Source organism: Streptomyces sp. NPDC001002 (genome assembly GCF_053599215.1).
This window is the reverse complement of record NZ_JBSFLV010000232.1, coordinates 1-10,669: the sequence shown is the minus strand read 5'-3', so window position 1 is coordinate 10,669 and position 10,669 is coordinate 1. Positions and strand designations below refer to the sequence as shown.

Sequence of the window (10,669 nt, the reverse complement as noted above, 5' to 3'; positions counted from 1 at the left end):
GGGGCAACTTCGAGGACGCGGCCATGGAACCCTCCGACACAAACGAAAACTAGTGGAGTGCTCGCCACCCTGTCAAGGTGGAGGCCGCGGGTTCAAATCCCGTCAGGACCGCAGTGGAAGCAGAAGGGCCCGCACCCGACAAGGGGTTGCGGGCCCTTATTCGCACGCGAAGCCCCTCGCCAGACTGTCAAGGTGGAGGCCGCGCCCGCGGCGGAGCCGCAATCAGACACAGCAAATCCCGTCAGGACCGCAGCAGAAGAAGCCCGGATCTTCGGATCCGGGCTTTTTTGTGTGCCCGCTTCCTTACCTACGGGCAGCCGAACCGGCGACACTTCCGGTTCTCGTCCCTCAAGAGTCCCTCATCGCCTCCCGCCGTCTTGACGGCGTCACATTCGCTCGGTACCCAGAGACCAGGGCACGTTCGCGGGCGGCCCGTGCGGCCCCTGGAGGTGGCGTATGGCGGCTTCGGTCAGGCACGAGACGCGCGCGTTGCTCCGTGCGCACCTGGCGGCCGCCACGTCCTACCGGCATCTGATGCGTCACTGTCCGATCTGCCATCGCCTGCTGTGGCAGGAGTTGGACTCCGCGCCGCCGGCCGACCCGGTGGCCGACGGGGCCGTCGAGGACGAGAGTCCCGCCAGTGCGTGACGCTCCTTTAGCGCACTCTCGCGCGAGGTAACAAGGACTCTGGCATGTGACGGGTGTCACTGCATGAGTTTCTGAAACCGAGGAATTTACCCCTCTCCTACAACTGGTCAATTTTATATGTGCAATTGCACCAGTGACCGGGGTCCCCGTCAGCCTCCCGTCAGGGTCACTCCTCAGACTCCGACAAGGTCGCTCACAGCCCCACCGGACCCACCCACCTCATCCACCGCACGCGCACAAAAAAGATCGCGCTGGACCCGGCGGAGTCCAGCGCGATCGACGACGCACCCTTGTCACGTGGTGGGAAAGCCCGGAGGGGCTTGGGCGTGGGCTCTGTTGGGGCAGAACCCGCGTCGTTTGGAGCTAGTGATCGGACGTATCGACAAGTTGGGGGACCTGCCGGTTTGCCCGGTTATCCAGTTGTTCAGGCCTCGCTGCGCTGCTGCGGGATGCCCGCGAGCAACGCACGGACCTCCGCCTCGCGATAGCGGCGGTGCCCGCCGAGCGTACGGATCGACGTGAGCTTGCCGGCCTTCGCCCACCGCGTGACCGTCTTGGGGTCAACACGGAACATCGTGGCGACCTCAGCCGGGGTCAGCAGCGGCTCGGCATCAGGGGTGCGAGCGGTCATGAGCGGCCTCCTCGGGAGAACCGAACCTTCTCGGTTCTTTCCTCTAAATTCTGCACCTTGACCCGCGTTGCCCGAAATGGCGGACGCGAGTCGAGTCGGTTATAGGACGAACGGCTTGTCCTCGGCACTACAACTACACCATCTGTCCAACCACGTAGGCCAAACCGATGGAATTGCCCCTCCAGGTATCCATCAGCGACGGAAGCCGATGGACCATGCCATAGCGGACAGTCACGCCACTGTGACGATCAGTCACAGGGCGATCAGGAGTCATCAGACCCCCCAAAGCGTGCAATGCGAGCGGAGTCCTCCCCGGACTCCTTGTCCTATTTTGGCATGAGGAGGGGTAAGGGACGCAAGGGCCGCGTACGTGCGGTCCGTCACGCTTGCCCCTTGTTGACGCGTTGTTGACACATAAGCCCGGATCGGGACCTACGTCCCATGTGGACGCGGCATCAGAAGGCAAGGGCGACTCGCACGAGTGCACGAGCCGGTGTCAGGACGAAACCCCAAAACGGGCGATTCGTCAAACGTCAGTTCGCCGAGCGCCGGTCCCTGACCGACCGCCAGCGGTCCACGAGCCGTGCGTACGCCGCTCCCGCGGCCGCCCCGTCGCCGTGCCGCAGGGCCTCGATGCCCTCGGCGACGTCCGCCGCCGAGTGGTCGCCCTCCAGCTCGCCGGGCGGCAGCGCGTGCACGAGCCCGCCGTAGTCCAGCTCCACCAGCGAGCGCGGATGGAACTCCTCCAGCCAGCGCCCGACATCCAGCAGACCGTCCATCAGCGGCCCCTCGTCGAGGGTGTCCCGAAGCGTCCGCAGGGCCCGGGCCACGCGCCGGCGGGCCTGCACCATCGGCGTCCGGTAGCGCAGCGCGGGCGGGATCTCGCCGGAGCCCTTGTCGAAGCGCCGCTCCTCGTCGGCGACGAGCACGAACCAGTGCAGCGGCACCTGCCAGGTGGCCATGCGGATCCACGGGCGGGCGTCGGGGTTGCGCAGCAGCCAGCGCTCGTAGTCCTGGGTCGCCTGGCGTCGTACGACCTCGGGCAGGACCGCCTCCAGGACCGGCGCCGGCAGCTCCTCGGGCAGTTCCTGGAGGGCCTGCCAGCCGCGCAGCCGGGTGCGCCAGGGGCAGACGCAGACCACGCCGTCGGCATCGAGCACGAAGGCGTCGCTGCTCTCGTGCACCGGCACCGGGATGGGCGGGGTGGGCAGCAGGTCGGCCAGGGAGCGGCGCAGCTCGTCCTGGTAGGAGGGGCGGTCGGGCCGGCGGGCGTAGCGTGCCCAGTGGGTGCGCTCCGGCTCCGGGAAGGCGGCCAGCGGTTCGTACACGCGCAGATACGTCGCATACGGGACGATCACCGAGGACACCTTGGGCACGCCTGCTCCATCCCCCGCCCACCAACGGGAAAACCTGCGGAACCCGCTCACAAACGGGCGGGAAATCTATCCAAATCGTCGCACGGACGCATCACATGAGTACGTGATCCTGAGCACTGCGCGGTGGCCGGACACCCCAAGGCCCTAATCTCGTCTCACAGCCCCCGCCACCCATGGGAGCTCGTCTCCAACCGCCGCTACTTACCCAGGAGTCACTACAGTGACCGACGTAACCGGCGCACCTGCTGACGCACTGCACACCCTGTTCCACACGGACCAGGGCGGTCACGAGCAGGTCGTGCTCTGCCAGGACCGCGCCTCCGGCCTCAAGGCCGTGATCGCTCTCCACAGCACCGCTTTGGGCCCCGCGCTCGGCGGTACGCGCTTCTACCCGTACGCGAGCGAGCAGGAAGCCGTCGCCGACGCGCTCAACCTCGCCCGCGGGATGTCGTACAAGAACGCCATGGCCGGTCTCGACCACGGCGGCGGCAAGGCCGTCATCATCGGCGACCCGGACCGTGACAAGACCGAGGACCTGCTGCTCGCCTACGGGCGGATGGTGGCCTCGCTCGGCGGCCGGTACGTCACCGCGTGCGATGTCGGTACGTACGTCGCCGACATGGACGTCGTCGCCCGCGAGTGCCGCTGGACGACCGGGCGTTCACCCGAGAACGGCGGCGCCGGCGACTCCTCCGTGCTCACCGCGTTCGGCGTCTACCAAGGCATGCGGGCCAGCGCCCAGCACCTCTGGGGCGACCCGTCGCTGCGCGGCCGCAGGGTCGGCATCGCGGGCGTCGGCAAGGTCGGCCACCACCTGGTGGCGCACCTGCTGGCGGAGGGCGCCGAGGTCGTCGTCACGGACGTGCGCGAGGAGGCCGTACGCCGGATCCTCGACGCGCACCCGGCCGGTGTGCGCGCGGTCGCCGACACCGAGGCGCTGATCCGGGTGGAGGGGCTGGACGTGTACGCGCCCTGCGCGCTCGGCGGGGCCCTCAGCGACGACTCCGTGCCGGTGCTGACCGCCTCGATCGTGTGCGGCGCCGCCAACAACCAGCTGGAGCACCCGGGCGTCGAGAAGGACCTCGCCGACCGCGGAATCCTCTACGCGCCGGACTACGTGGTGAACGCGGGCGGGGTGATCCAGGTCGCCGACGAGCTGCACGGGTTCGACTTCGAGCGGTGCAAGGCGAAGGCCGCGAAGATCTTCGACACCACGCTGGCCATATTCGCACGTGCGAAGGAGGACGGTATTCCGCCGGCCGCCGCGGCCGACCGGATCGCCGAGCAGAGGATGCACGAGGCGGCCCTGAAAAGGGCTCGCTGAGGTTTGGCCGGTACCCGTCGGCGGGCAGTTAGAGAGAACTCTCACGTCCGTCGGCGGGTCGCCCGCGAAGAAGTGGTTAAAATCGCGGTTGACCAGCGGGGACGGGGCGCCTCGCAGGGGGTGGACCCGGGCCCGTCGTGCGGGCGACGTACCGTATGGGCGCGGGCTCAGGTACCGTGGAAGCCCTACGGACCGGTCTCTCCACGGAGAGCCCGTTCCAGATCATGAACGCGTGTCAAGACTCTGGGGCCGTCGAGCCCCGTCACCGAGGGGGTCGAGCCATGGGGCGCGGCCGGGCCAAGGCCAAGCAGACGAAGGTCGCCCGCCAGCTGAAGTACAACAGCGGCGGGACTGACCTGTCGCGTCTGGCCAACGAGCTGGGCGCTTCGACTTCGAACCAGCCGCCGAATGGCGAGCCGTTCGAGGACGAGGACGAGGAAGACGACGACCCGTACTCGCAGTACGCGGATCTCTATAACGACGACGAGGACGAGGACGACGAGTCCGGTCCGACGTCTCAACGCCGCGGCGCTTGACGACCCAGCGTTGCTTGACCCGGTCCATGCGGTTACCCCCGCCGGACCGGGTTTTGCGCTGCTTGGTGCGGTTCGGCCCGGGTAGGGGCGCGGTTCAGCTCGCGTAGTCGCCGATGAGCGCCGCGCCCGTCCCGTGGTCGCCGCGGTCGGTGATCTCGCCGGCCACCCATGCGTCGACGCCGCGGTCCGCCAGGGTCGCCAGGGCCACGTCCGTGGACTCCTCGGGGACGATGGCGATCATGCCCACGCCCATGTTGAGGGTCTTCTCCAGCTCCAGGCGCTCGACCTGACCGGTCCGGCCGACCAGGTCGAAGATCGGGTCCGGGGTCCAGGTCGCGCGGTCCACGATCGCGTGCAGGCCGTCAGGGACGACACGGGCGAGGTTCGCGGCGAGGCCACCGCCGGTGACGTGCGAGAAGGCGTGCACCTCGGCGGTGCTCGTCAGCGCCAGGCAGTCCAGCGAGTAGATCTTGGTGGGCTCCAGGAGCTCCTCGCCGAGCGTGCGGCCGAGCTCGTCGATGCGCGCGTCCAGGGAGAGGCCCGCCTGGTTCAGCAGGACGTGCCGGACCAGCGAGTACCCGTTCGAGTGAAGACCGGAGGACGCCATGGCGATCACCGTGTCACCCGTACGGATGCGATCGGGGCCCAGCAGCCGGTCGGCCTCCACCACGCCCGTACCGGCGCCCGCGACGTCGAAGTCGTCCTCGCCGAGCAGCCCGGGGTGTTCGGCCGTCTCGCCGCCCACCAGGGCGCAGCCGGCCAGTACGCAGCCCTCGGCGATGCCCTTGACGATGGCGGCGACCCGCTCGGGGTGGACCTTGCCGACGCAGATGTAGTCGGTCATGAACAGCGGCTCGGCGCCGCACACCACGATGTCGTCCATGACCATCGCGACCAGGTCGTGGCCGATGGTGTCGTAGACGCCCAGCTGCCGGGCGATGTCGACCTTGGTGCCGACGCCGTCGGTCGCGGAGGCGAGCAGGGGGCGCTCGTACTTCTTCAGGGCGGAGGCGTCGAAGAGGCCGGCGAAGCCGCCGAGGCCGCCGAGGACCTCGGGGCGCCGGGTCTTCTTGACCCACTCCTTCATGAGTTCCACGGCGCGGTCGCCCGCGTCGATGTCGACGCCCGCGGCTGCGTAGCTGGCACCAGTTGTCTCAGGCATGACGGTGAGAACCTTCGTGTCGTACTGCGGGTGTGACGGGCGGCTACGGCCGACGGATCGCGTCGGCCGCGGCCGTGGCGGCCGGACCGGCGGCCAGTTCGGTCTCCAGGAGCTGCTTGCCCAGCAGTTCGGGGTCCGGGAGCTCCATCGGGTACTCGCCGTCGAAGCAGGCGCGGCAGAGGTTCGGCTTGGCGATGGTGGTCGCGTCGATCATGCCGTCGATGGAGATGTACGCCAGGGAGTCGGCGCCGAGCGAGATGCCGATCTCGTCAATGGTCATGCCGTTGGCGATCAGCTCCGCGCGCGTGGCGAAGTCGATGCCGAAGAAGCAGGGCCACTTCACGGGCGGCGAGGAGATCCGGATGTGGACCTCGGCCGCGCCGGCCTCGCGGAGCATGCGCACCAGGGCGCGCTGGGTGTTGCCGCGCACGATGGAGTCGTCGACGACGACCAGTCGCTTGCCCTTGATGACTTCCTTCAGCGGATTCAGCTTCAGGCGGATGCCGAGCTGACGAATGGTCTGCGAGGGCTGGATGAACGTACGGCCCACGTAGGCGTTCTTCACGAGGCCCGCGCCGAAGGGGATGCCGGACGCCTCCGCGTAGCCGATGGCGGCGGGGGTGCCGGACTCCGGTGTCGCTATGACCAGGTCGGCCTCGACCGGGGCTTCCTTCGCGAGCTTGCGTCCCATCTCCACGCGGGAGAGGTACACGTTCCGCCCGGCGATGTCCGTGTCCGGGCGGGCCAGGTACACGTACTCGAAGATGCAGCCCTTGGGCTTCGCTTCCGCGAATCGCGAGGTGCGCAGGCCGTTCTCGTCGATGGCGACGAACTCGCCCGGCTCGATCTCGCGGACGTAGGCGGCACCGCAGATGTCGAGGGCGGCGGACTCGGAGGCGACGACCCAGCCGCGCTCCAGCCGGCCCAGGACCAGGGGGCGGATGCCCTGCGGGTCGCGGGCCGCGTAGAGGGTGTGCTCGTCCATGAAGACGAGGGAGAAGGCGCCGCGCACCTTGGGGAGGACCGTGTGGGCGGCCTCCTCGATGGTCAGCGGCCGGCCGTCCTCGTCGGCCTGGGCGGCGAGCAGCGCCGTCAGCAGGTCGGTGTCGTTGGTCGCCGCGACGCGCGGGGTGCGGCCCTCCTGCTTGGGCAGGTCGGCGACCATCTCCGCGAGCTGCGCGGTGTTGACCAGGTTGCCGTTGTGGCCGAGCGCGATGGAGCCGTGCGCGGTGGCACGGAACGTCGGCTGGGCGTTCTCCCACACGGAGGCGCCGGTGGTCGAGTAGCGGGCGTGACCGACCGCGATATGACCCTGGAGCGAACCGAGCGAGGTCTCGTCGAAGACCTGGGAGACGAGGCCCATGTCCTTGAAGACAAGGATCTGCGAGCCGTTGCTGACCGCGATTCCCGCGGATTCCTGGCCTCGATGCTGTAGGGCGTAGAGCCCGAAGTAAGTGAGCTTGGCGACCTCTTCACCGGGAGCCCAGACTCCGAAGACGCCGCAAGCGTCTTGGGGTCCTTTCTCGCCGGGGAGCAGATCATGACTGAGTCGACCGTCACCACGTGGCACGGCACCGAGTGTAGGCGAGATCGACCACTGGTCCGAATTGGGGTTACTCGCCGGTAGTGGATCACTCGGCGGCGACGGCGCGGACGCTCGTGCCGTTTTCGCTGGTCAGCGTGAGGGTGCCGTGATCGACTCGGTAGCCGACCCGGCCGTCGAAGAGGCTCAGCAGCGAGCGTTCGGTGCCCATGAGTGAGGCGTCGCACATCATTCGGGTGGTGGACGGACGGCCGAGCGTGATGTGTCCGGCGCGTACGGTGGCCGTCGCGTTGACGGCGTTGCAGCCGAGCCGGCCGCCGACCTTGCCGCTCTTGGCGTCGAAGGCGAGGTACGGCTTGCCCTGCACCTTCTTGGTCGCGCCGTCCGCGGTGATGTCCTGGACCCGCCAGTCCACACCGGTGACGGGCCGCTCGGCATCGACCGAACCGCTCCCTCCGGTCGCCTTCTCACTCCCGCAGGCCACGACGAGCGGAAGGATGGTCAGCACGGCGAGGGTGAATCGCTGTTTGTCCATGGAGATGGGACGGGAGGGACACGGGACGGGTTCCCTGTCCCCCGATGATCGGCATCGGCCGCCTCACCCCATGATCGGCAGCAACCCGCCCAGATCCGACCGCTCCCCGCTCGCGCTCACCTTCGCCTCCGCCACGGCGTCCTTCCACCGCGTCCGCCCGGTCGCGAGCCGCAGCCAGGTCAGCGGGTCGGTCTCGACGACGTTCGGCGGAGTGCCACGGGTGTGCCGGGGCCCTTCGACACACTGCACGACGGCGTACGGCGGGATCCGCACCTCCGTAGTCGCGCCGGGCGCCTTCACTGCGAGCGCATCGGCGAGCAGCCGGGTGCAGGCGGCGAGGGCCTGGCGGTCGTACGGGATGTCGAGACCCGGCACGGCCGCGTTCAAGTCGTCGGTGTGGACGACCAGTTCGACGGTACGGGTGACCAGGTAGTCGGCGAGGGGCATGGCGCCGGCGTTGGTCTGGAGCAGCCGGGTGCCGGGGTGGGTGTCGAGGTGCCCGGTGAGGGTCCGCTCGATGTCGGCGAGGTAGGCGTCGAGGTCGGGGTGCTGCTCGGCGAGCTTCCGTGTGAAGTCGGCGATGGCGGCGGAGTTCGCCGAAGTGGCGAAGGGCCAGTCGAGGAGCACGGCGTCCTGCGCGGGCGGGGCGGGCAGGTCCAGGGAGCGGTGGACGGCCGTGACCGCCATCCCGATGTGCGCGACCAGCTCCCGTACGGTCCACTCGCCCAGACGTGTGGGCAACGCGAGCTGCTCGGGGGTGAGCGTCCCCACGGCCCGGCGTACGTTCCCGAACTGGGCGAGTACCGCGGTGCGAGTCTTGACGGGATCGTACGTACGCGCGCGCTTCTTGGCCGTGGGCATGGCGGTGAGCCTAATCGTCGGGGCGGGGCGGCTCACGGCGTTTTCGGTCCCCCCTCTCTGCGCACCGCCATGACCAGGCCGCTCGACCACGCCAGGCGCACGGACCGGAAATCCGGGCGGGCCTCCACCTCGCCCAGCAGGCGTTTCACGGCGGCCCTGTGGGCCTGCGGCCAGTCCGGCTGGGGGAGCAGGTCGTCGATCAGGTAGGTCCCGCCGGGTGCCACGAGGTCCAGGGCGTGTTCGAGGTGGGTGAACTTGCCGGGCCAGGTGTCCGCGAACACCAGGTCGAAGGGGTCGCCGTCGTACTCCTCCAGCCACTGCCCCGCGTCCGCCGTCACGAAGGTCGCTCGCGGGTCGGACCCCAGCTCCTCGCGGGCGATCGCCTGGACGGTGGCGTCGAGTTCGACGGTGACCAGCCGCGCGGCTCCGTCCATCCCGCTCAGGAGCCAGGCGGTGCCTTCGCCGACGCCGGTGCCGAGTTCGAGCACGCGGCCACCCGGCCGGGCCGCGGCGAGTACGGCGAGCAGGCTGCCGGTCCGTTCGTCGCACGACCTGGTGAAGCCTGCCTCCTGGGCCGCAACACGCAAGGAGGGGAGGGCAGTTGGCGAGGTGAGCGGGGTGTCGTCCATGCGGAGATGGTGCAAGCACCGCGTCTCCCGGGCAACAGCGGTGTCGGTCGGGTGTCGGCCGTGTCGGAAAGCCGTCGGACAGCCGTCGGGGGGTTGTCGGCCGTGTCGGTCTCGCGTCGGCGACCTGTCGGTGCGCGCTGGAACCGTTCCGGAGTACCCGCCGGGCGACCGTCCGGCGGGCCCGCGACAACTCAGGACACCCAAGGAGTCGTCATGACCACTCACGTCACGATCATCGGCGCCGGACTCGGCGGACTGACCCTCGCCCGCGTCCTGCACGTGAACGGCATCCCGGTCACGGTCTACGAGGCGGAGGCCTCGCCGATGGCCCGGCTGCAGGGCGGGATGCTCGACATCCACGACTACAACGGCCAACTCGCCCTGGAAGCGGCCGACTTGATGGACGAGTTCCGCGCCATCGTCCTGGAGGGCCGCCAGGCGACCCGCGTCCTCGACCGGGACGGCACCCTCCTGATGGACGAGCCCGACGACGGCACCGGTGGCCGCCCCGAGGTGCAGCGCGGCGAGTTGCGGCAGATCCTGCTCGACTCGCTCCCGGCCGGCACCGTCCGCTGGGGCCACAAGGTCAGCGACACCCGCACCCTCGACGACGGCCGCCACGAGGTCACCTTCGCCGACGGCAGCATCGTCGTCACGAACCTGCTCGTCGGCGCGGACGGCGCCTGGTCTCGGGTACGACCGCTGCTGTCCGACGCCACGCCCGAGTATTTCGGCCGGTCCTTCGTCGAGACCTATCTCTACGACAGCGAGACCAGGCACCCGACCGCCGCGAAGACGGTCGGCGGCGGATCGCTGTTCGTGCTCGCACCGGACACGGGAGCGAGCGGGAAGTGGATCGGGGCGCACCGGGAGAGCGGCGAGACCCTGCACGCCTATGTGACGCTGGCCAAGCCGCAGGAGTGGTTCGCCGACATCGACTTCACGGACTCCGCTACGGCCACCGCCCGGATCGTCGCGGAGTTCGACGGCTGGGCCCCCGAGATCACCGCCCTGATCACCGACAGCGACACCGCCCCGGTCCTGCGGCCCCTCAACTCGCTGCCGATCGGGCACCGTTGGGATCGGGTGCCCGGGGTGACCCTGGTCGGCGACGCCGCCCACCTCTCGCCGCCGGACGGCGAAGGCGCCAACCTCGCCATGCAGGACGGCGCCGAACTCGGCCTGGCCATCGCCGCGCACCCCGACGACATCGAGGCCGCGCTCACCGCGTACGAGGACGCGCTGTTTCCTCGTAGTGCCACAGCGGCGGCCGCGGCCGTGGCCACCAATGAGGCCATCGGACAGGAACTGATCGACGGGGCGGCGTACTGGAACAACAGGGCGAACTTCGCGAGGCTGTCGGGAACTCCACGAAACTCGTCATGATCCTCCTCGCGATGATCAACAAGCTGGAGCACCGGATC

Annotated in this window: 11 protein-coding genes and 1 tRNA gene; 5 read left to right on the top strand and 7 right to left on the bottom strand. The window is 69.3% G+C overall.

Annotated elements, in window-relative coordinates; genetic code table 11:
* Positions 1–46 precede the first annotated feature (46 nt).
* Positions 47–108, top strand: a tRNA-Asp gene (locus tag ACWDR3_RS45675).
* A gap of 348 nt (positions 109–456) precedes the next feature.
* Positions 457–648, top strand: coding sequence for a DUF6274 family protein (locus tag ACWDR3_RS45670; RefSeq protein ID WP_450358611.1), 192 nt, complete (start codon positions 457–459; stop codon positions 646–648).
* A gap of 424 nt (positions 649–1,072) precedes the next feature.
* Here ACWDR3_RS45670 and bldC read toward each other — a convergent pair whose 3' ends face one another.
* Positions 1,073–1,279, bottom strand: coding sequence for a developmental transcriptional regulator BldC (gene bldC / locus ACWDR3_RS45665; RefSeq protein WP_003949541.1), 207 nt, complete (start codon positions 1,277–1,279; stop codon positions 1,073–1,075).
* Between the two features lie 533 nt (positions 1,280–1,812).
* Entirely contained in the window at positions 1,813–2,655 is an 843-nt protein-coding gene (locus ACWDR3_RS45660) for a hypothetical protein (RefSeq protein WP_450358610.1), read from the bottom strand.
* A gap of 220 nt (positions 2,656–2,875) precedes the next feature.
* Here ACWDR3_RS45660 and ACWDR3_RS45655 point away from each other — a divergent pair, with 220 nt between their 5' ends.
* Together ACWDR3_RS45655 and ACWDR3_RS45650 are read left to right on the top strand one after the other, a co-directional pair.
* Positions 2,876–3,979, top strand: coding sequence for a Leu/Phe/Val dehydrogenase (locus ACWDR3_RS45655; protein ID WP_450358609.1), 1,104 nt, complete (start codon positions 2,876–2,878; stop codon positions 3,977–3,979).
* Positions 3,980–4,260: 281 nt separating this feature from the next.
* Entirely contained in the window at positions 4,261–4,515 is a 255-nt protein-coding gene (locus tag ACWDR3_RS45650; protein WP_401719707.1) for a DUF3073 domain-containing protein, read from the top strand.
* Positions 4,516–4,609: 94 nt separating this feature from the next.
* On the opposite strand, the gene purM is transcribed toward ACWDR3_RS45650, so the two are convergent.
* The 5 genes from purM to ACWDR3_RS45625 all read right to left on the bottom strand — a co-directional run bounded on the left by purM (position 4,610) and on the right by ACWDR3_RS45625 (position 9,245).
* The gene (gene purM / locus ACWDR3_RS45645; protein ID WP_450358608.1) at positions 4,610–5,677 is read right to left on the bottom strand and encodes a phosphoribosylformylglycinamidine cyclo-ligase; all 1,068 of its coding nucleotides are present in this window, start codon (positions 5,675–5,677) and stop codon (positions 4,610–4,612) included.
* A gap of 43 nt (positions 5,678–5,720) precedes the next feature.
* Complete coding sequence (gene purF, locus ACWDR3_RS45640; RefSeq protein ID WP_401719712.1) at positions 5,721–7,247, bottom strand: amidophosphoribosyltransferase; 1,527 nt, start codon at positions 7,245–7,247, stop codon at positions 5,721–5,723.
* Between the two features lie 61 nt (positions 7,248–7,308).
* Complete coding sequence (locus ACWDR3_RS45635; protein WP_450358607.1) at positions 7,309–7,755, bottom strand: META domain-containing protein; 447 nt, start codon at positions 7,753–7,755, stop codon at positions 7,309–7,311.
* Positions 7,756–7,818: 63 nt separating this feature from the next.
* Positions 7,819–8,616 (bottom strand): sterol carrier family protein, encoded by a 798-nt coding sequence (locus ACWDR3_RS45630; RefSeq protein ID WP_450358606.1) that lies wholly within the window; start codon positions 8,614–8,616, stop codon positions 7,819–7,821.
* Between the two features lie 32 nt (positions 8,617–8,648).
* The gene (locus tag ACWDR3_RS45625) at positions 8,649–9,245 is read right to left on the bottom strand and encodes an O-methyltransferase (RefSeq protein WP_450358605.1); all 597 of its coding nucleotides are present in this window, start codon (positions 9,243–9,245) and stop codon (positions 8,649–8,651) included.
* 213 nt (positions 9,246–9,458) lie between these two features.
* On the opposite strand from ACWDR3_RS45625, the gene ACWDR3_RS45620 reads away from it, so the two are divergent.
* Positions 9,459–10,631 (top strand): FAD-dependent oxidoreductase, encoded by a 1,173-nt coding sequence (locus tag ACWDR3_RS45620; protein ID WP_450358604.1) that lies wholly within the window; start codon positions 9,459–9,461, stop codon positions 10,629–10,631.
* The last annotated feature ends 38 nt before the right edge of the window (positions 10,632–10,669 follow it).

Bases quoted from the DNA above. Each gene is read 5' to 3' on its own strand.
- ACWDR3_RS45670 (WP_450358611.1), top strand. From the start codon at position 457: ATGGCGGCTTCGGTCAGGCACGAGACGCGCGCGTTGCTCCGTGCGCAC.
- bldC (WP_003949541.1), bottom strand. From the start codon at position 1,279: ATGACCGCTCGCACCCCTGATGCCGAGCCGCTGCTGACCCCGGCTGAG.
- ACWDR3_RS45650 (WP_401719707.1), top strand. From the start codon at position 4,261: ATGGGGCGCGGCCGGGCCAAGGCCAAGCAGACGAAGGTCGCCCGCCAG.
- purM (WP_450358608.1), bottom strand. From the start codon at position 5,677: ATGCCTGAGACAACTGGTGCCAGCTACGCAGCCGCGGGCGTCGACATC.
- ACWDR3_RS45635 (WP_450358607.1), bottom strand. From the start codon at position 7,755: ATGGACAAACAGCGATTCACCCTCGCCGTGCTGACCATCCTTCCGCTC.
- ACWDR3_RS45630 (WP_450358606.1), bottom strand. From the start codon at position 8,616: ATGCCCACGGCCAAGAAGCGCGCGCGTACGTACGATCCCGTCAAGACT.
- ACWDR3_RS45625 (WP_450358605.1), bottom strand. From the start codon at position 9,245: ATGGACGACACCCCGCTCACCTCGCCAACTGCCCTCCCCTCCTTGCGT.
- ACWDR3_RS45620 (WP_450358604.1), top strand. From the start codon at position 9,459: ATGACCACTCACGTCACGATCATCGGCGCCGGACTCGGCGGACTGACC.